The organism is Streptomyces sp. CA-288835, assembly GCF_050936385.1.
Lineage (GTDB): Bacteria > Actinomycetota > Actinomycetes > Streptomycetales > Streptomycetaceae > Streptomyces.
In genome coordinates this window covers 8591704-8611021 of record NZ_JBNJMW010000001.1, presented here as the reverse complement: position 1 = coordinate 8611021, position 19318 = coordinate 8591704, and the positions used below count along the sequence as shown (strand labels likewise).

Annotated in this window: 17 protein-coding genes; 2 read left to right on the top strand and 15 right to left on the bottom strand. The window is 68.4% G+C overall.

Translation table 11 applies throughout. The features are described from left to right. Positions 1–97: 97 nt before the first annotated feature. The 12 genes from ACQEVY_RS38895 to ACQEVY_RS38840 all read right to left on the bottom strand — a co-directional run bounded on the left by ACQEVY_RS38895 (position 98) and on the right by ACQEVY_RS38840 (position 12369). On the bottom strand, positions 98–358 hold the full coding sequence (locus ACQEVY_RS38895; protein ID WP_432954431.1) for a hypothetical protein: 261 nt from the start codon (positions 356–358) through the stop codon (positions 98–100). Between the two features lie 45 nt (positions 359–403). After that, a complete protein-coding gene (locus tag ACQEVY_RS38890) occupies positions 404–1243 on the bottom strand; it encodes a shikimate dehydrogenase (RefSeq protein WP_432954429.1) in 840 nt (279 codons plus the stop codon). Then, on the bottom strand, positions 1224–2978 hold the full coding sequence (mltG, locus tag ACQEVY_RS38885; RefSeq protein WP_432954428.1) for an endolytic transglycosylase MltG: 1755 nt from the start codon (positions 2976–2978) through the stop codon (positions 1224–1226). The genes ACQEVY_RS38890 and mltG overlap by 20 nt, the downstream gene beginning before the upstream one ends. A 125-nt stretch (positions 2979–3103) precedes the next feature. Further along, entirely contained in the window at positions 3104–3568 is a 465-nt protein-coding gene (gene ruvX, locus ACQEVY_RS38880; RefSeq protein ID WP_432955633.1) for a Holliday junction resolvase RuvX, read from the bottom strand. 17 nt (positions 3569–3585) lie between these two features. Next, positions 3586–6258 (bottom strand): alanine--tRNA ligase, encoded by a 2673-nt coding sequence (gene alaS, locus ACQEVY_RS38875; protein ID WP_432954427.1) that lies wholly within the window; start codon positions 6256–6258, stop codon positions 3586–3588. Next, positions 6258–6608, bottom strand: coding sequence for a DUF6167 family protein (locus tag ACQEVY_RS38870; RefSeq protein ID WP_432954425.1), 351 nt, complete (start codon positions 6606–6608; stop codon positions 6258–6260). The genes alaS and ACQEVY_RS38870 overlap by 1 nt, the downstream gene beginning before the upstream one ends. A 7-nt stretch (positions 6609–6615) precedes the next feature. Next, positions 6616–7071, bottom strand: a complete 456-nt coding sequence (locus ACQEVY_RS38865; RefSeq protein WP_352371125.1) for a DUF948 domain-containing protein — start codon at positions 7069–7071, stop codon at positions 6616–6618. Between the two features lie 198 nt (positions 7072–7269). Beyond that, entirely contained in the window at positions 7270–7884 is a 615-nt protein-coding gene (gene rpsD / locus ACQEVY_RS38860) for a 30S ribosomal protein S4 (protein ID WP_328772915.1), read from the bottom strand. A 301-nt stretch (positions 7885–8185) separates the two neighbouring features. Continuing rightward, positions 8186–9541 (bottom strand): replication-associated recombination protein A, encoded by a 1356-nt coding sequence (locus tag ACQEVY_RS38855; protein WP_328772914.1) that lies wholly within the window; start codon positions 9539–9541, stop codon positions 8186–8188. 70 nt (positions 9542–9611) lie between these two features. Then, positions 9612–10253: a vitamin K epoxide reductase family protein gene (locus ACQEVY_RS38850; protein ID WP_432954423.1), complete on the bottom strand. Its 642-nt coding sequence runs from the start codon at positions 10251–10253 to the stop codon at positions 9612–9614. A gap of 126 nt (positions 10254–10379) precedes the next feature. After that, positions 10380–11642, bottom strand: coding sequence for a histidine--tRNA ligase (gene hisS / locus ACQEVY_RS38845; RefSeq protein WP_432954421.1), 1263 nt, complete (start codon positions 11640–11642; stop codon positions 10380–10382). Between the two features lie 13 nt (positions 11643–11655). Continuing rightward, positions 11656–12369, bottom strand: coding sequence for an MBL fold metallo-hydrolase (locus ACQEVY_RS38840; RefSeq protein ID WP_432954420.1), 714 nt, complete (start codon positions 12367–12369; stop codon positions 11656–11658). Between the two features lie 163 nt (positions 12370–12532). Between ACQEVY_RS38840 and ACQEVY_RS38835 the strand changes: the two genes are divergently transcribed. After that, positions 12533–13378, top strand: coding sequence for a peptidylprolyl isomerase (locus ACQEVY_RS38835; protein WP_432954419.1), 846 nt, complete (start codon positions 12533–12535; stop codon positions 13376–13378). 134 nt (positions 13379–13512) lie between these two features. Beyond that, the gene (locus ACQEVY_RS38830; protein ID WP_432954418.1) at positions 13513–14742 is read left to right on the top strand and encodes a DUF349 domain-containing protein; all 1230 of its coding nucleotides are present in this window, start codon (positions 13513–13515) and stop codon (positions 14740–14742) included. 81 nt (positions 14743–14823) lie between these two features. Here the strand turns inward: ACQEVY_RS38830 and ACQEVY_RS38825 are convergent, their stop codons facing one another. From ACQEVY_RS38825 to secF, 3 genes are all read right to left on the bottom strand, one after another. Continuing rightward, positions 14824–17403, bottom strand: coding sequence for a RelA/SpoT family protein (locus ACQEVY_RS38825; RefSeq protein ID WP_432954416.1), 2580 nt, complete (start codon positions 17401–17403; stop codon positions 14824–14826). 239 nt (positions 17404–17642) lie between these two features. Continuing rightward, entirely contained in the window at positions 17643–18191 is a 549-nt protein-coding gene (locus tag ACQEVY_RS38820; protein ID WP_432954415.1) for an adenine phosphoribosyltransferase, read from the bottom strand. Beyond that, complete coding sequence (secF, locus tag ACQEVY_RS38815; protein WP_432954413.1) at positions 18188–19318, bottom strand: protein translocase subunit SecF; 1131 nt, start codon at positions 19316–19318, stop codon at positions 18188–18190. Before secF ends, ACQEVY_RS38820 begins: the two co-directional genes overlap by 4 nt.

The following is a 19318-nucleotide window of genomic DNA, read 5'->3' as shown; positions in this document are numbered from 1 at the left end:
GGCGCGACCGGGTGCGCGGCCCTGGCCCGCCACTGCCGATCCTCCCACGTCCGCCGCCAGGAACCCGGCGCAGGTCCATCAGGCGGACGCGACTCGATCAGGTCGTGGCGTCGTTGCGTGGCTGCTGGGGAGCGTACGCACCGAGGTAGTCGGCGCCGCGCGCCCCGTCCGGCACATCGGGTATGGGCGTGATCGGGCCGAGCGCCCGTCGAAGGGCGCGTCCGCGACGCCATTTGACGACCTTGAAAACGACAAAGCCGCCGACTGCCAGCCCGATCGCGGTGTACTGCAGCCAGTCCGGCAGGAAATTCAGCGTGGCCTGGAAGATTTCCGACTTCCAGGAAGCCTGCGTGGTCATGAAGATTCCCCCTCGGTCCCGCCCCCTGCGGAACCGGAAAGAATCTTAACGTCCGGCGAGTGCGTGCTCTCCCGCTTTTCGCATGGCGTCCAGCGGGGCAGGCGTACGCCCCGTCATCTGCTCGACCTGGAGTGCCGCCTGGTGCACCAGGAGGTCGAGGCCGCTGACGACGGCACCGCCGTACGCGGACCAGCGGGCGGCGAGTGCGGTCGGCCACGGGTCGTACAGGACGTCGAAGAGCGTGGCGGGGCGCCCAGGGACGGCGGAGGCGAGTGCGTCGGTGGCGCCCGCCGGGGTCGTGGCGACCACCAGCGGCGCATGCAGCGCCCGCTCGGCGTCCGCCCAGTCGGCGATGCGTACCTCAGTCTCCAGGCGCTCGCCCCACTGCCGCATCTCGGCGGCGCGCGCTTCGCTGCGGACGTACGCGACGATCTCGCCCCTGCAGATCCGCGAGACGGCGGCCAGCGCGGACGACGCGGTGGCCCCGGCGCCGAGGATGGCGGCGGAGTCGACCTGCTCAATCCCGTGCTCGCGCAGGGCGGCGACCATGCCTGGGATGTCGGTGTTGTCGCCGACGCGGCGCCCGTCCTCGGTGAACACGACGGTGTTGACCGCCTCGACCGAGGCCGCCGTCTCACTGATCTCGTCGAGCAGCGGAATCACCGCACGCTTCAACGGCATGGTCAGCGACAGCCCGGCCCACTCCGGTCCGAGCCCTTCGAGAAAGCCGGGCAGTGCGGCCTCGTCGATCTCGAAACGGTCGTACGACCAGTCCCCCAGTCCCAGGGCTGCGTAGGCGGCACTGTGCAGGACCGGGGAAAGGGAATGGGCGATGGGCCTGCCGAGCACGGCGGCACGGCGGGCGTCAGTTGCCCGAGCGCGCATTGAACTTTTCCTTGAGCTTCTGGAATTCGGCATGCGTCTTGGCGAATTCGGTCTTTTCCACACCGTCGGTCGCCACGAAGTAGTACCAGCCGTCATCGGTCGGATCGAGCGTCGCCTTCATGGCGACGTCGCCCGGATTTCCGATCGGGCCGGGCGGCAGCCCCTTGTTCGAGTACGTGTTGTACGGGTCCTTGTTGTTGTTGATCTCCGACTCGCTGATGTCGATATTGCTCTTGTTCTTCAGGTAATTGTAGGTCGAGTCGAACTGCAGGGCCCCGTAGGTTTGCGGGTTGGCGAGGTCGAGGCGGTTGTAGACCACCTCCGCCATCTTGCGGTAGTCATCCCTGGTCTTGCCCTCGGCCTGGACGAGGCTCGCCACCGTGACGACGTCCAGCGGGTTGTCCAGCTTGAGTTCCTCGGCCTTCGCCTCAAGGTCGTACGCGGCGTACTTCTCCTTGGCCTGGGCGACCATCTTCTTCAGGATGTCCTCGGGCTTCATGCCCTTTGCCGCGGCGTAGGTGTGCGGGTAAAGGAAACCTTCCAGCGGGTCCTTGATGTCGTCGTTGTTGTTCGCCCAGTCGGGAAGTCCGAGGCTCTCGTATTTCTCCTTGGCCACGTTCGCCGTGGTGCCCTTTTTGAGTCCGAGCCTCGTGTCGATGTTCGCGTAGACCTGGCTGTTGCGATGACCCGGCGCCACGATCATGTTGTTCTGGCTCTTGGGGTCGAGCATCATGGTCACGGCGCTTTCGGCGGACATCTGTTTCTTGAGGAGATAGACGCCGGCCTGGATCCGCTGGCCTTCGGGATTCGCCGAGTGCGCGGACACGAACGCGTCGACGCTCTTCACGACGCCCGCCGCTTTCAGCTTCTGGCCGATCGCGGCGCCGCTCGAGCCCTCGGCGATCTCGACCATCACCGTCTGGCTAGTGCCCCCACCCGCAAAGTCCGGCGCCTCGCCGAAACGGCTTTGGTAGAACTGGTAGCCGTAATAGCCGGCGCCGCCGACACCACCGACGAGGACGAGCGACACGACCAGGCAGGCGCAGCCATTGCGGCTCTTCTTGCCGGTCTTGCCCTTGCCCTTGCCTTTTCCTTTGCCGCGCTTCCCGTCCGACGGGTCGTCGTCGAAGTCGTCGTCATCGTCGCTGCCGCCCGAGAAGAAGGCGTGCTCGCCCTGATCGGGTCCCGGATCCCAGTCGGTCGGCGGCTCGGGCTCGGCTTCGCGTTCGGGCTGGCGACGGCTCGGCGGCTGGGGCGGCGGGTACGCGTCGGGGGTGCCGTAGTAGTCGGACTGGTAACCCTGACCGCCGTACCCGGCCTGCTGATCCTGACCGCCGTACCCAGCCTGCTGGCCTCCGTACGAGTCGCCGGGACCGGCGCCGTACGGGCTGTGACCGTGCTGCCCGGTGTCCCAACCCCCGTTGCCCTGCTGGCCGTTGTGCCCCTGATACGGCTGACCGTTCTGGTCGTAGTACTGGTGCTGATCCGGGGCGCCGTACGGCTGCTGCTGTCCCTGGGCATAGTGCTGCTGCCCCTGGTCGTAGCCGGACTGCTGCCCGTTGCCCCAGTCGCCGTACTGGTTCTGCTGCTGCGGCTGCTGCGAATAGTGCTGCTGCTGGCCGCCGTACGAGGACTGGGCCGCGTGCCCTTCTTGTCCTCTCCATCCGTCGTCCCCGAACAACGGGTCCTCGGGATGCCACGGTTCGGAGCCCTGGCCCCGGCCATAATCAGTCATCGATCCCCTAGAAGCCGCGAGGCGGCGGTCGCGCGGCGCGTGTGGCCCGGCTCCCCATCCGCCTCTCTGCTGTGCGGAGGCTGTTCGAACACCACCGCATCGCGCGGAACGTTACCGTACCGCGATCAGATGACCACTTCGACGCCATCCCCGGGAGCTTTACCTGACACCCGTTCGGATTCCAGCGCCTGCTGCAGGATGATGACGGCGGCGGCCTGGTCGATGACCGACCTGCCCTTCTTGGCTTTCACGCCGGAGGCACGCAGTCCCTGACTGGCCGTGACTGTGGTCATCCTCTCGTCCACGAGTCTGACCGGAACCGGCGCGACCATGCGGGCAAATTCCTGAGCGAAGGCACGGACCTTGACCGCGGCCGGGCCCTCGCCCCCCTTGAGGGAGCGAGGGAGGCCGACGACGATCTCGATCGGTTCGTATTCCTCGACGAGTTGCTTCAACCGCCGGTGGGCGGCCGGGACATCGCGGCCTGGGACGGTTTCCACCGGGGTGGCGAGGATCCCGTCGGGGTCGCAGGAGGCGACCCCGATCCGGGCGTCCCCGACGTCGATGGCGAGCCGGCGGCCGCGGCGCATGACGCGTTCGTCTCCGCTCACTTGGCCGTCTCGGCCACAAGGCGCTCGACGGCCTCGACGGCCTCGCCGATGGCGGCCGCGTTCTGGCCGCCGCCCTGGGCGAGGTCGGGCTTGCCTCCACCGCCGCCGCCGAGGGTCTTGGCGGCCGTACGGACCAGGTCGCCGGCCTTGAGGCCGCGCTCGCGGGCGGCCTCGTTGGTGGCGATGACCGTCAGCGGCTTGCCGCCCACGGCGGTGAACAGGGCGACCACGGCCGCCCGGTCGCTCGGGATGCGGCCGCGCACGTCGAGGACCAGCTTGCGCAGGTCGTCGGCGCCGGTGCCGTCCGGGACCTGGCCGGTGACGAGAGCGACACCGTGTACGTCCTTGGCGCCCTGGGCGAGGCCGGCGGCGGCCTGGAGGACCTTCTCCGCGCGGAACTTCTCGATCTCCTTCTCGGCGTCCTTCAGCTTGCCGAGCATCGCGGAGACCTTCTCGGGCAGCTCCTCGGGACGGCCCTTGATCAGCTCCTGGAGCTGGGCGACGACCGTGTGCTCGCGGGCCAGGAAGTTGTAGGCGTCGACGCCGACCAGGGCCTCGATACGGCGTACGCCGGAGCCGATGGACGACTCGCCGAGCAGCTTGACCAGACCGAGCTGGGCCGTGTTGTGGACGTGCGTACCGCCGCACAGCTCCTTGGAGAAGTCGCCGATGGTGACGACCCGTACGCGGTCGCCGTACTTCTCGCCGAACTCGGCGATGGCGCCCTGCTTCCTGGCCTCGTCGATGCCCATGACATCGGCGCGGACGTCCAGGTCGCGGGCGAGCACCTCGTTGATCTTCTGCTCGACGTCGGTCATCACGGCCGTGGGTACGGCGGACGGGGAGCCGAAGTCGAAGCGGAAGCGGCCGGGCTGGTTCTCGGAACCGGCCTGGGCGGCCGTCGGGCCGAGGGCGTCGCGCAGGGCCTGGTGCGTGAGGTGCGTGGCCGAGTGGGCGCGGGCGATGGCCTTGCGGCGGCGTACGTCGATGACGGCCTGGGCGGAGGCGCCGACGGTGACCTCGCCGACCTGGACGACGCCCTTGTGGACGTACACACCCGGGACCGGCTTCTGGCAGTCGCGGACCTCGATGACGGCACCGGAGTCGACCTTGATGCGGCCCGTGTCGCCGATTTGGCCGCCGCCCTCGGCGTAGAACGGCGTGCGGTCGAGGACGATCTCGACCTCGTCGCCCTCGGTGGCGGCGGGGGACGAGACGCCGTCGACGAGGATGCCGACGATCTTCGACTCGCCCTCGGTGTCCGCGTAGCCGATGAATTTGGTCTCGCCGGAGTTGTCGGCGATCTCGCGGTAGGCACCCAGGTCGGCGTGGCCGGTCTTCTTGGCCTTGGCGTCAGCCTTGGCGCGCTCCCGCTGCTCCTTCATCAGGCGCCGGAAACCGTCCTCGTCCACCGAAAGGCCCTGTTCGGCGGCCATTTCGAGGGTGAGGTCGATCGGGAAGCCCCAGGTGTCGTGGAGCAGGAAGGCCTTGTCGCCGGAGAGGACCTCGCCACCGGCGGACTTGGTCTCGGTGACGGCGGTGTCGAGGATGTTCGTGCCGGCCTTCAGGGTCTTGAGGAAGGCGGCCTCCTCGGCGAGGGCGACGGTCTCGATGCGCCGACGGTCGGTGATGAGCTCCGGGTACTGCTGCCCCATCACCTCGATCACGACGTCGATCAGGTCCTGGACGACGGGACCCGTGGCGCCGAGCAAGCGCATGTTGCGGATGGCGCGGCGCATGATGCGACGCAGGACGTAGCCGCGGCCCTCGTTGCCGGGTGTGACGCCGTCGCCGATGAGCATCACGGACGTACGGATGTGGTCGGTGACCACGCGCAGGGAGACGTCGCTGTCGTGGGCGTCGCCGTAGCGGACGCCGGTCAGTTCGGTGGCCTTGTTGATGACGGCCATGGAGGTGTCGATCTCGTACATGTTCTGCACGCCCTGCAGAATCATGGCGAGCCGCTCGAAGCCGAGACCGGTGTCGATGTTCTGGGCGGGCAGGTCACCGAGGATCGGGAAGTCCTCCTTGCCGGAGCCCTCGCCGCGCTCGTACTGCATGAAGACCAGGTTCCAGATCTCCACGTACCGCTCGTCGTTGACGGCCGGGCCGCCTTCTTCGCCGAACTCCGGACCCCGGTCGTAGTTGATCTCGGAGCACGGGCCGCAGGGGCCGGGGACGCCCATGGACCAGAAGTTGGGGCCCATGCCCAGGCGCTGGATGCGCTCGGCCGGGACGCCGATGACGTCGCGCCAGATGCGCTCGGCCTCGTCGTCCTCCTTGTAGACGGTGATCCAGAGCTTCTCCGGCTCCAGGCCGTAACCACCCTTGTCCTGGGGCGAAGTGAGCAGCTCCCAGGCGTACTTGATGGCACCTTCCTTGAAGTAGTCCCCGAAGGAGAAGTTGCCGCACATCTGGAAGAACGTGCCGTGCCGGGTGGTCTTGCCGACCTCTTCGATGTCCGGAGTACGAACGCACTTCTGGACGCTGGTGGCGCGGGCGTACGGCGGCTTGACCTCACCGAGGAAGTACGGCTTGAAGGGCACCATGCCCGCGTTGACCAGGAGCAGAGTCGGGTCGTCCGCGATGAGCGACGCCGAAGGGACGACGGTGTGCCCGCGCTCCTCGAAGAAGCTCAGCCAGCGGCGGCGAATCTCAGCCGACTCCATCAGTGGTCCTCATTCCGGTTGTACGAGTACGTCGACCGCTCGACGTACGTCGGGTTCTTGCTGTACTTCGGGTGGTTGCTGTTCTCCAGGGCGGCGACGTGCCGCGGGGAGGGAAGCTCGGGGTTCGCGTTCAGCCCGAGGGCCTCGTCGAGTTCAGCCTCGCGCTGGGCCATGCCGTCGCGGACGTCGAGCGCGAAGTCCTTGAGGCGGTGGCCCGCTTCGATCGCCTTGACCGCGGCCTGGTTCGCGAGGCTCTCGGGCGTCAGCTGCTTGAGCTTGCGGTTGACCTTGGTGGTGGCCCAGGCCCCGGCGGCTGCGCCGGCGGTGAACCAGAACGTACGGCGGAACATCGCTGCGTCAGTCCTTCTTACCCCGGTTGTTCCGGCTGTTCCGCTTCTCCCGTCGCGCGGACGAGACGGTGCGGCCCACGATCACGGTGCGGCGCTCCGGCTTGGCGGGCGCGTCCTCACGTCGGCCGCCGATGGCCCGGCGTACGCCGTACCCGAAGGCCGCGACCTTCACCAGCGGGCCGCCGAAGGTGGAGGCGACGGTCGTGGAGAGCGCCGACGCGTTCGACGTGACCTCCTGGACGTCGGAGGCGATGGCGTCGACCCGGTCGATCTGGGTCTGCGCGGAGCGCACCGCGGCGGAGGCGTCTGCCAGGAGCGGGACGGCCTGGTCGGTCACGTCCGCGACGAGCTTGGTGGTCGCCCTGAGCGTCTGGGCCAGCCTCGCGAGCGCCACCGCGAGGAAGGAGACCAGGATCGCCCAGAAGACGGCCACCAGGATCCCGGCCACCTCTCCACCGGACACTGCGCACCCGCTCCCTGCATTTCGTGCCTGCACATCTGAAAAGTCGTCTCCCGAGCCTATCGCGCTCGGGATGGCGCTCCGTACCGGATTAACGCCCGCCGTCTGCGGATGCGCGAAAGCCCGCCGCCTCGCCGCCGGGAGGGGCGGGAGACGGCGGGCCGACGCGCTGGTGGTGGTGCTACGTCCGCTGTGAGGTGATCAGCGGGCGTAGTACTCGACGACGAGCTGCTCGTCGCAGATCACCGGGATCTCCTTGCGGTTCGGCTCGCGGTCCAGGCGGAAGGCCAGGGCGCGGAGGTTCACCTGGAGGTAGCGGGGGGTCTCGCCGTCGGGGGCGAAGCCACCCTCGCGCGCGACCTGGAACAGCGGCTTCTCGCGGCTGCGCTCGCGGACCATCACGACGTCGTCGGGCTTGACGCGGAAGGACGGCTTGTCGACCTTGTGGCCGTTGACCTCGATGTGGCCGTGGGTGACCATCTGGCGGGCCTGGTAGATCGTGCGGGCGATGCCCGAACGCAGGACGAGCGCGTCGAGACGGCGCTCGAGCTCGATGACCAGGGCCTCACCGGTCTTGCCCTGCGTCTTGGCGGCACGCTCGTAGGCGCGGACGAGCTGGCGCTCGGACACGTCGTACTGCGCGCGCAGGCGCTGCTTCTCGAGCAGACGGACCTTGTAGTCCGAGTTCTGCTTGCGGCCGCGGCCGTGCTCGCCCGGCGGGTAGGGGCGGGCCTCGAAGTACTTGACGGCCTTCGGGGTCAGCGCGATGCCGAGGGCACGCGACTTCTTGACCTTGGGGCGGGACTGATTCGCCACTTCTTTTCCTTTTCCTTATCGGCTGCCTCAGGGTTACGGGAGGTCGCATCCGCAGCCTGGGGATTCCCGTCAGGTCCGCGAGGGACTTGCCGGGCAGCCGCTCCCCTGGTCTGGGCACATACGTGCAGCACACGAACGGCCCACCGACCGGTCCCGGAACTCCGGGTGGTGGTGGGCGGCCCGCGACACCTACAACGGTGCGCGACGCTCCTGGATCAAAAGATCCGGCTGGATGTCCCGCCTGAGGCGCCGACCGGAGCCGGACACGGGACGCAGCACTGTTCAGGAGTCTACAGGGGGTTCAGGACTGCTTCCGACCGAGGTGCTTCCTGGTCCACTCCACCGCGTCGGCATACCGGGCCTCGGCCCCGTGCCTGGTCGGCGTGTAGTACTCCCGCTCCTTGATCGCGTCCGGTGCGTACTGCTGAGCCGCGATCCCCTCGGGCAGGTCGTGCGGATACACGTACCCCTGGGCGTGCCCGAGCTTCGCCGCGCCCTTGTAGTGCCCGTCGCGCAGGTGCGGGGGCACGGGACCGGCCAGCCCCTTGCGTACGTCCTCCATGGCGGCGCCGATCGCCGTCGTCGCGGCGTTCGACTTGGGGGCCAACGCGAGGGCGATGGTGGCGTGGCTGAGGGTGAGCGCGGCTTCGGGGAAGCCGATCATCGCGACGGCCTGGGCGGCGGCGACGGCTATGGGCAGCGCGTTCGGATCGGCCAGGCCGATGTCCTCGCTGGCGGAGATCATCAGGCGGCGGGCGATGAAGCGGGGGTCTTCGCCGGCTTCGATCATCCGGGCCAGGTAGTGCAGTGCGGCGTCCACGTCCGAGCCGCGGATGGACTTGATCAGGGCGCTCGCCACGTCGTAGTGCTGGTCTCCGTCGCGGTCGTACTTCACGGCGGCGCGGTCGACGGTCTCCTCCAGGGTCTGGAGGGTCACTTCCGTCTCTCCCTTGTCGAGCGCGGAGCCGGCCGCGGCCTCCAGGGCGGTCAGGGCGCGGCGGGCGTCACCACCGGCGATCCGCAGCAGGTGCTCCTCGGTGTCCTCGGGAAGCGTGACGGCGTCCTTCAGGCCGCGCTCGTCGGTCAGCGCGCGCTTGATGAGACCGCGCAGGTCGTCGTCCGTGAGCGGTTCGAGGGTGAGGAGCAGGGAGCGGGAGAGGAGGGGGGAGATCACCGAGAAGTACGGATTCTCGGTGGTCGCGGCGATCAGGGTCACCCAGCGGTTCTCGACGGCCGGGAGCAGGGAGTCCTGCTGGGCCTTGCTGAAGCGGTGGATCTCGTCCAGGAAGAGCACGGTCTCCTTGCCGTAGCCGCCGGTGGCGCGGCGGGCTCCGTCGATGACCGTGCGGACCTCCTTGACGCCCGCGGTGATCGCGGAGAGCTCCACGAAGCGCTTGTTGGTGGCCTTGGAGACGACGTACGCGAGGGTCGTCTTGCCGGTGCCGGGCGGGCCCCAGAGGATCACGGAGGAGGGTCCGGCAGGCCCGGAGCCGCCCTCGCCGACCAGTCTGCGCAGGGGCGAGCCGGGCTTCAACAGGTGCTGCTGGCCCACGACTTCGTCCAGGATGCGCGGGCGCATCCGTACGGCCAGGGGACTGCTGGACGGGTCCTTCTCCTGGCGTTCTTCTGCTGCGGCGGTGAACAGGTCGGGCTCCACGGTCAAAACCCTATGTCACGCCACTGACAACGCCCGGGCCGCGGTCAGCCGGTCCGTCCAACTGGTCCGGTCAGCTGGTCCAGAAGTCCCACCAGCGGGTCAGGATCAGCATGCCGATGATCCCGATGTGCAGTACAGGCAGCACCCAGGCGAACTCGCCGAGGAAGCCCCTCAGCCAGCCGGGCGCGGGCAGGAATCCGTGCCGCACGTTGAACGCGGTCACGGTCCAGAACATGACGATCGTGGCGACCCAGGCGAGACAGCACCACAGGCACAGGGAGTTGATGTTGTAGAGCGACTGGTACATGAGCCAGGTGCAGAAGCCGACCCCGAAGAGCGTGCCCGCGTTGAAGGTCAGCCAGTACCAGCGCGGGAACGTGGCCCGGCCCAGCAGGCTCATGCCGACGCCGATCACGATGGCGTAGGTGACCAGGCCCAGCATCGGGTTGGGGAACCCGAAGACCGAGGCCTGGTCGCTCTTCATGATGTTGCCGCAGGAGACGACCGGGTTCAGGCTGCAGCCCGGGGTGAAGTTCGGGTCCTCCAGGAGCTTGAACTTGTCGATCGTGATGATCCAGGAGGCCAGCAGCCCGGCCGCGCCCGTGATCACCAGCAGGAGAGCGAGGGCGCGGCTTCCGCCGACCGAGCGCGGTGGGCCCTCGGAACGTGCCTGGTCGACGGAGACGCCTTCCCTGACTGTCGTCTTGCTCATCACGCCGTTTCCGTAGCTTGAGGGGGGTCGACGGGCACGGTCATTGTGCCGCACGCGCGCGCGTATCCACCGTTCGCTGGGCATAAGGAGGTACGCACAGGGGCCCGGGAACGTTCGCTCGAAACGTCACCCCAGCCGGGCCTCCAGCTCCGCCACGATCTCGTTCACCCCGACGGCTTCCTGCTCCCCGGACTCCATGTCCTTGAGCTGAACGACGCCTTCAGAGAGGTCACGTTCGCCCGCGACTATCGCGTACCGCGCCCCACTGCGGTTCGCGCTCTTCATCGCTCCCTTGAGCCCCTTCCCGCCGTACGAGAAGTCCGCCGCGACGCCGACCTTGCGCAGCTCGGTGACCACCCCGAAGAGCACCCGCCGGGCCTCCTCGCCGAGCGGCACCGCGAACACGCTGGTGGACGCGGGCAGTTGGAGCTCGACACCCTCCGCCTCCAGGGCAAGGACCGTACGGTCGACGCCCAAGGCCCAGCCGACCGACGGCAGCGCGGGCCCGCCGATCATCTCGGAGAGGCCGTCGTAACGGCCGCCGCCACCCACCGCGGACTGCGAGCCCAGACCGTCGTGCACGAACTCAAAGGTCGTCCGCGTGTAGTAGTCCAGGCCGCGCACCAGCTTCGGGTCGTCCTCGAAGGAGACGCCGGCGGCCGTGATCAGCTCACGCACTTCCTCGTGGTACGCCTTGCACGCGTCGCACAGGAAGTCGCGCAGCAGCGGCGCCCCTACGAGCTGCTTCTGCACATCGTCGCGCTTGTCGTCCAGGACGCGCAGCGGGTTGATCTGCGCGCGGCGCAGCGTGTCCTCGTCGAGTTCGAGCCCGCGCAGGAAGTCCTGCAGCGCTGCCCGGTACACCGGACGGCACTCCTTGTCGCCCAGCGAGTTGAGCAGGATCCGGAAGTCGCGCAGGCCCAGCGAGCGGTACGCCTGGTCCGCCAGGATGATCAACTCGGCGTCCAGCGCCGGGTCTTCAGCCCCGATCGCCTCGGCGCCGACCTGGGAGAAGTGGCGGTAACGGCCCTTCTGGGGGCGCTCATAGCGGTAGTACGAGCCCGAATACCAGAGCTTGACCGGCAGATTGCCCAGCTTGTGGAGATTGGCCTCCAGCGCGGCGCGCAGCACGGAAGCGGTGCCCTCGGGCCGCAGTGCGAGCTTGTCGCCGCCCTTGGTCTCGAAGGCGTACATCTCCTTGGTCACGATGTCGGTGGACTCACCGACCCCGCGCGCGAAGAGCTCGACGCTCTCGAAGCCGGGTGTCTCGATATACCCGTAACCGGAGTTCCGCAGCGGCGCGGCGATCGCCTCGCGCACGGCGAGGAACTTCGCGCTGTCCGGGGGAATCAGGTCGTACGTGCCCTTGGGGGCCTTGAAGGTGCTCACGGGAAGTCTCTCGTCACATTCCTCGTCGAGGAGCGGATGTGGGATCCGCTCCCAAGCCAGCCGCCACCTGCCGCAGATACGGATTGGTGGCGCGCTCCTGGCCGATGGTCGTCTGGGGGCCGTGACCGGACAGCACCACGGTCGAGTCGTCGAGCGGCAGGCACACGCGGGCCAGCGAGTCGAGCATCTCGTCCATGTCACCGCCGGGCAGGTCGGTGCGTCCGATGGAGCCGGCGAACAGCAGGTCGCCCGAGAAGAAGATCGGCGGAATGTCCGCCGCCTCGGGCATCCGGAAGGTCACCGACCCCTTCGTATGGCCCGGCGCATGCGCGACGGACAGCTCCAGACCTGCCAGCTCCAGCTTCGCGCCGTCGGTCAGCTCCTTGACGTTGTCCGGCTCCCCCACGGTCAGCTCGCCCAGGAGCGGCATCCCGATGGAACGGCCGAGACCCATCGACGGGTCGTTCATCATGTACCGGTCCTCGGGGTGGATCCAGGCCGGTACACCGTGCGCGCCGCACACCGGAACGACCGAGGCCACATGATCGAGGTGGCCGTGCGTGAGGACGACGGCGACCGGCTTCAGCCGATGCTTCTTGAGCGTTTCCTCGACTCCCTCGGCGGCCTCGTGGCCCGGGTCGATGATCACGCACTCCTCACCTGCGGCGGGGGCGACCAGATAACAGTTGGTGCCCCAGGCCCCGGCGGGGAACCCGGCAATGAGCACGATCGTCCTTCGTTCGTACGGGGGCGGTTGGCTGTGGACCAGAGCCTACCGGCGCTGCCGGAACCACAGCGAACCCATATACGGTACGGGGCACACGCAGGCGGTCGGCTCAGCAGACGCAGGCGTACCACCTGACGTACGAGACGCATGAGGAGAGAACCCGGTGGTCAGCCAGGAACAGCGGCGGCGTCAGCTCGCCCGGGAGAAGTTCTTGCGGCAACAGCAGCGGCGTACGGCCGCGCGGCGCAAGGCACGTGTCCGCAACGCCTCCATCGCGTCGGCGGTCAGTGTGATCCTCGTGCTGGTCGTGGTGGCGACCACGACCGACGCCCTGAAGGGCGACGACACGAAGGACAACGCGAACTCGGAGGTGACTCCGAGCGCCTCCCCCAGCAAGGCGCCGGACCCCTGCGAGAAGCCCGCCGCGGGCAAGGTCAAGCCGCTCAGCTACAAGAAAGAGCCGGCGATGACGATCGACAAGTCGGCGGACTACACGATGAAGCTGCAGACGACCTGCGGCACGATAGACATCGAGATGCCGGCCTCTAAGGCTCCGCGTACGGTGAACTCGTTCAACTTCCTGGTGGGCAAGGGCTATCTGGACCACACCAAGTGCCATCGGCTCGTCCCGCAGGGCATCTTCGTGCTCCAGTGCGGCGACCCCAAGGGTGACGGCACGGGCGGTCCCGGTTACACCATTCCGGACGAGAACCTGAAGGACGAGCGCCTGAAGGGGAACGTGTATCCGGCGGGCACGGTGGCCATGGCCAACCAGTACAACGCGCAGACGAAGGAGGGCCGCGACACCGGTGGCAGCCAGTTCTTCCTCGTGTACCAGGACAGCGAGCTGCCGCCCGACTACACGCCGTTCGGAACGATCTCCAAGGAAGGCATGAAGGTCCTGAAGAAGATCTCGGACGCCGGCGCTCAGCCCGCGGACCCGACGACCGGCACCACCGCACCGAATGCGACGGTCGTGATCAACAAGGCGACCGTGACGAAATCCTGATCGTCGGGTGCCTAATTTCGGTCGCGCGGTATGCGGACAGCCGCCCTGCCGGTCGCCTATGTTGGCCGTGACGAAACTGTGGACGATGCCGGGGGTACAGCCACCCTACGCAGGCATCATGTGGAGGAGGCGCTGTGAGCAGCGACCCGTGGGGCCGCGTCGACGAGACGGGCACCGTGTACGTGCGTACGGCCGATGGCGAGAAGGTCGTCGGTTCCTGGCAGGCCGGTTCTCCTGACGAGGCACTGGCCTACTTCGAGCGCAAGTACGAGGGCCTGGTTGTGGAGATCGGCCTCCTCGAGCGACGAGTGAAGACCACCGACCTGTCGGCGAAAGACGCCTTCGCCGCCATCGACCATATCCGGGAGCAGGTCGACGCCCACCACGCGGTCGGTGACCTGGACGCGCTGCGGGCCCGCCTCGACAAGCTGGTCGAGGCGGTCGAAGCGCGCCGTGAAGAACGCAAGGCCCAGCGGGCGAAGCAGTCCGACCAGGCGCGGCATGCCAAGGAGGCGCTGGTCGCCGAGGCGGAGGAGCTGGCGCAGTCCGACCAGTGGCGGGCCGCCGGTGAGCGGCTGCGGGCCCTGGTGGACACCTGGAAGGGGTTGCCGCGACTGGACCGCAAGTCGGACGACGAGCTGTGGCACCGCTTCTCGCACGCGCGCTCGGCGTTCTCCAAGCGCCGCAAGGCGCACTTCGCGCAGCTGGACGCGCAGCGCGAGGAGGCCCGTAAGACCAAGGAGAAGCTGGTCGCGGAGGCCGAGGCGCTGTCCGGCTCCACGGACTGGGGCCCGACGGCGGCGCGTTACCGCGAGCTGATGTCGGAGTGGAAGGCCGCGGGCCGCGCCCAGCGTGAGCACGAGGACGACCTGTGGAACCGCTTCCGCGGTGCCCAGGACATCTTCTTCGCGGCCCGCAGCTCCGTCTTCGCCGAGCGGGACGCGGAGCAGGCCGAGAACCTCAAGCTCAAGGAGGAACTGGCCCACGAGGCCGAGAAGATCCTCCCGGTGACGGACCTGAAGGCGGCCCGCGCCGCCTTCCGCGCCATCAACGAGCGCTGGGAGGCCATCGGCCATGTGCCGCGCGACGCCCGCCCGAAGGTCGAGGGCCGGATGCACGCGGTCGAGCGGGCCATCCAGGAGTCCGAGGAGACGGAGTGGCGCCGGACGAACCCGGAGGCACGCGCGCGTGCCGAGGGTCTGACCGGTCAGCTCCAGGCCGCCGTGGACAAGCTCCAGCGCCAGATCGAAGCGGCGCGCGCGCAGGGCAACAACGCCAAGGCCGACAAGCTCCAGAAGGAGCTCGAGGGCCGTCAGGCACTGCTGGACCAGGCGCTGAAGGGTCTGCAGGAGTTCGGCGGCTGAGTCCGTCCGGCGGTTTTTCCGCCACTACGTAGAGGGGGCTTCCGTACATTTCGTACGGAAGCCCCCTCTACGTAGTGCTCGTCACGGCCTGCGTGCCGATGTCACCCGGTACACGTCGTACACGCCCTCGACTCCCCTGACCGCCTTCAGGACGTGGCCCAGGTGCTTGGGGTCGCCCATCTCGAAGGTGAAGCGGGAGGTGGCGACACGGTCGCGGGAGGTCTGGACGGCCGCGGAGAGGATGTTGACGTGCTGGTCCGACAGGACGCGTGTGACGTCCGAGAGGAGGCGTGAGCGGTCCAGGGCCTCGACCTGGATGGCGACCAGGAAGACCGAGGACTGGGTGGGCGCCCACTCGACCTCGAGGATGCGCTCGGGCTCGCGGGACAGGGAGTCGACGTTCACGCAGTCGGTGCGGTGAACCGATACGCCACTGCCCCGCGTGACGAAGCCCATGATGGGGTCGCCGGGGACGGGCGTACAACATCGGGCCAGCTTGACCCACACATCGTCGACGCCCTTGACCACGACGCCCGGGTCGGCGCTGGAGCGGCGTTTGCGGCTGCGCCCGCGGGCGGGCGGCACGCTCTCGTCGATCTCCTCGCTGGCGGCCTCCTCACCGCCGAGCGCCTGGACGAGCTTCTGCACGACGTTCTGCGCGGACACATGGCCCTCGCCGATCGCCGCGTACAGCGCGGAGATGTCGGGGTAGCGCATCTCGTGCGCGAGCGTGACCAGGGAGTCGCCGGTGAGGATGCGCTGGATCGGCAGGTTCTGCTTGCGCATCGCACGGACGATGGCGTCCTTGCCGTGTTCGATGGCCTCGTCGCGGCGCTCCTTGGAGAACCAGGCGCGGATCTTGTTGCGGGCCCGCGGCGACTTCACGAAGCCCAACCAGTCGCGGGAGGGGCCCGCGCCGGCCGCCTTGGAGGTGAAGACCTCCACCAGGTCGCCGTTGTCCAGGGTCGATTCGAGCGGTACGAGGCGGCCGTTGACCCGCGCCCCGATGGTCCGGTGGCCGACCTCTGTGTGGACCGCGTACGCGAAGTCCACCGGGGTCGCGCCGGCGGGGAGCGCTATGACGTCGCCCTTGGGCGTGAAGACGAATACCTCGTTACGGGACAGGTCGAAGCGCAGGGACTCCAGGAACTCCGAGGGGTCCTCGGTCTCCTTCTGCCAGTCGAGCAACTGGCGCAGCCACGCCATGTCGTTGATGTGGTCGTCCTTGCCGGCTTTCTTCGGTACGTCGGTGCGCACCTTGGAGGCTCCGGCGGAGGGATCCTGCTTGTACTTCCAGTGCGCGGCGATGCCGTACTCGGCGCGGCGGTGCATGTCGAACGTACGGATCTGGAGTTCGACGGGCTTGCCGTTGGGACCGATGACCGTCGTGTGCAGCGACTGGTACATGTTGAACTTCGGCATCGCGATGTAGTCCTTGAACCGGCCGGGGACCGGGTTCCATCGCGCGTGCACGGTGCCGAGGGCGGCGTAACAGTCCCTGACGGTGTCGACCAGTACGCGGATGCCCACCAGGTCGTAGATCTCCGCGAAGTCACGGCCGCGGACGATCATCTTCTGGTAGACGCTGTAGTAGTGCTTCGGGCGGCCGGTGACGGTCGCCTTGATACGGGCGGCGCGCAGGTCGGACTGGACCTCGTCGGTCACTATGGCGAGGTATTCGTCGCGCTTGGGGGCGCGCTCGGCGACGAGGCGGACGATCTCGTCGTACATCTTGGGGTAGAGGATCGCGAAGGCGAGGTCCTCCAGTTCCCATTTGATGGTGTTCATGCCCAGGCGGTGGGCGAGCGGCGCGTAGATCTCGAGGGTCTCGCGCGCCTTCTTCTCCTGCTTCTCGCGCTTGAGGTAGCGCATGGTGCGCATGTTGTGCAGGCGGTCGGCGAGCTTGATGACCAGAACGCGGGGGTCCTTGGCCATGGCGACGACCATCTTGCGTACGGTCTCGGCCTGGGCCGCCTCGCCGAACTTGACCTTGTCCAGCTTGGTGACGCCGTCAACGAGGAGGGCGACCTGGTCGCCGAAGTCGCGGCGCAGCTGCTCGAGCCCGTACTCGGTGTCCTCGACGGTGTCGTGCAGCAGGCCGGCCATCAACGTGGCCGGGTCCATGCCGAGCTCGGCGAGGATGGTGGTGACGGCGAGCGGGTGCGTGATGTACGGGTCGCCGCTCTTGCGCTTCTGGCCGCGGTGCCAGCGCTCGGCGACCTGGTAGGCCTTCTCGACCTGGCGGAGCGTGGAGGTCTCGATCTTCGGGTCGTTGCTGCGCACTATCCGCAGCAGGGGCTCCAGGACCGGGTTGTACGGGTTGGAGCGCTGGACGCCGAGGCGGGCCAGACGGGCGCGTACGCGGTTGGAGGAGCCGCCGGAGCGGGCTGGCTGGCCGGGCGTGGGGCGGACCGCGGGAGCGCTCGAGGGCGTCGGTGAGGGCGCCGGCCGCTCGCGCTCGGTAGGAGCCGGCTTGGGGCGCGACTGCTCGGCCGCTGTGCCGCCGGGGGCGGGCTGGGCATGCCGGGCCGGCCCGCCGGTGTCGCTTCTCGCGTTCTTCGTGGGCGCGGCCGCGGTGCCCGTCGTCGAGTCGGGCTTGGCGGCTGGGGGTGCCCCCAGGTGTTCAGCCCTGGGAGTCAGTGGCTGGGCCTCGTCTGCCAAGAGGGCTCCTCGTGCGCGATCCGGGTCCCCCGGTCAGGCTCCGGAGATCCCATGGTAGCGATCCCGGGCTCGGGACTTGCCTTCGCCTGGAGAGACGGCCTTGTACTGGAGAAACGCGGGAGGCGGGCACCGGATTCCTCCGGGCCCGCCTCCGCGGTGTCCTACGGGTGTCCCAGGCCTTGCGTACGCCTTGCCTCGGGGTGCCCGGGCGTCGCTCGTACCGCCGCTCGGGCCGTCGCTCAGACCGTGAGGAGCGCCTCCAACGGGGCGCCCGCCAGGGCCGGTTCCAGTCGGCTCCGGCCGCCGAGGAAGCCGAGCTCCATGAGGACGGCCACGCCGGCCACCTCGGCGCCGGCCCGGCGAATCAGCTGGAGCGAGGCTTCGGCGGTGCCGCCGGTGGCGAGTACGTCGTCGACGATCATGACGCGGTCGCCCGCTGTCAGGTCCTCGGCGTGCACCTCGATCTCGGCCGAGCCGTACTCCAGCTCGTACGCCTGGCTGAGCGTCGCTCCGGGGAGCTTGCCGGCCTTGCGGACGGGGATGAAGCCGAGCCCGGCGCGGACCGCCACGGGGGCACCGAGGATGAAGCCGCGGGCCTCCAGGCCGACGACCTTCGTGGCGCCGCTGCGGACGCTGATCTCGGCGAGCGCGTCGGTGAGTGCCGTGAATGCCGCCGGGTCGGCCAGGAGCGGGGTGATGTCCTTGAACATCACGCCCGGCTCCGGATAGTCGGCCACGTCCCGGATGCGGCTGAGGAGCAACTCCGAGATGTCTGTGAGCTCGCTCATCGGCGCTTCCCGGAAGGTCGGCCGCGGCCCCTGTTGCGGGACGACGGCTGGGAACGCTGGCTGCGCGGCGGCCCGACGGCCGCGGGTGCCGCGTCCTCCGGCTCCTCGTCGTCGTACGGCTCGTCGGCAGCCTGGGCTGCCACGGGCTCGCTCTGCGAGGCGGCCGAGGCGCGCTTGGCGAGTACGCGCTTCTTCAGGGCCTTCATCTGCGGCTCGCGCTCCTTGAGGTCGGCGACGAGCGGTGTGGCGATGAAGATCGAGGAGTACGCACCGGCCGCGAGGCCCACGAAGAGCGACAGCGAGATGTCGTTGAGCATGCCCGCGCCGAGCACACCGCCACCGATGAACAGCAGGCCACCGACCGGGAGCAGGGCGACCACCGTGGTGTTGATGGAACGCACCAGGGTGCTGTTGATCGAGCGGTTGGCGACCTCGCTGTAGGTCCAGCGCGTCTGTTTGGTCAGGTCCTTCGTCTGTTCCTTGAGGCTGTCGAAGACGACGACTGTGTCGTACAGCGAATAGCCGAGGATCGTCAGCAGACCGATCACGGTGCCTGGTGTGACTTCGAAGCCGACGAGGGCGTAGATGCCGACCGTGATGGTGATGTCATGGATCAGGGCGACGAATGCCGCGAGCGCCATGCGCCACTCGAAGGCGATCGCCAGATAGATCACCACCAGGACCAGGAAGATCCCAAGGCCTTGCCAGGCCTTGTTGGCGATCTGGTCACCCCAGCTGGGTCCGACGAGTTCGGCGCTGATCTTCTCCGCGTCCAGGTTCATGTCCTGGGCAATTTCCGACTTGATCTGGTCGGACTTGTCCGTGTTCACACCGGCGACCTGGATGCGCAGCCCGCCCGTGCCGAGGCCCTGCACGATCGCGTCGTGGCCGGCCGCCTCCTCGGCGTACTTCTCCGCCTGAGATGCCGAGACGCTGGTCTTCGGGGTGGTGAAGACAGCGCCGCCCTCGAACTCGATGCCCATGTTCAGGCCGCGTACCGCCAGGCCGACGATGGCCGTGATGGTGATCAGGATCGAGACGCCGTACCAGAGCATGCGCTTGCCGACGAAGTCGTAACCGACCTCACCGCGGTAGAGACGGGCGCCGAGGTTGCCGAGCTTCGACAT

Excerpts from the sequence above, each read along its gene's own strand:
- ACQEVY_RS38895 (WP_432954431.1), bottom strand. The coding sequence starts at position 358 with ATGACCACGCAGGCTTCCTGGAAGTCGGAAATCTTCCAGGCCACGCTG.
- ACQEVY_RS38890 (WP_432954429.1), bottom strand. The coding sequence starts at position 1,243 with ATGCGCGCTCGGGCAACTGACGCCCGCCGTGCCGCCGTGCTCGGCAGG.
- mltG (WP_432954428.1), bottom strand. The coding sequence starts at position 2,978 with ATGACTGATTATGGCCGGGGCCAGGGCTCCGAACCGTGGCATCCCGAG.
- ruvX (WP_432955633.1), bottom strand. The coding sequence starts at position 3,568 with ATGCGCCGCGGCCGCCGGCTCGCCATCGACGTCGGGGACGCCCGGATC.
- alaS (WP_432954427.1), bottom strand. The coding sequence starts at position 6,258 with ATGGAGTCGGCTGAGATTCGCCGCCGCTGGCTGAGCTTCTTCGAGGAG.
- ACQEVY_RS38870 (WP_432954425.1), bottom strand. The coding sequence starts at position 6,608 with ATGTTCCGCCGTACGTTCTGGTTCACCGCCGGCGCAGCCGCCGGGGCC.
- ACQEVY_RS38850 (WP_432954423.1), bottom strand. The coding sequence starts at position 10,253 with ATGAGCAAGACGACAGTCAGGGAAGGCGTCTCCGTCGACCAGGCACGT.
- ACQEVY_RS38820 (WP_432954415.1), bottom strand. The coding sequence starts at position 18,191 with ATGAGCGAGCTCACAGACATCTCGGAGTTGCTCCTCAGCCGCATCCGG.
- secF (WP_432954413.1), bottom strand. The coding sequence starts at position 19,318 with ATGTCGAAGCTCGGCAACCTCGGCGCCCGTCTCTACCGCGGTGAGGTC.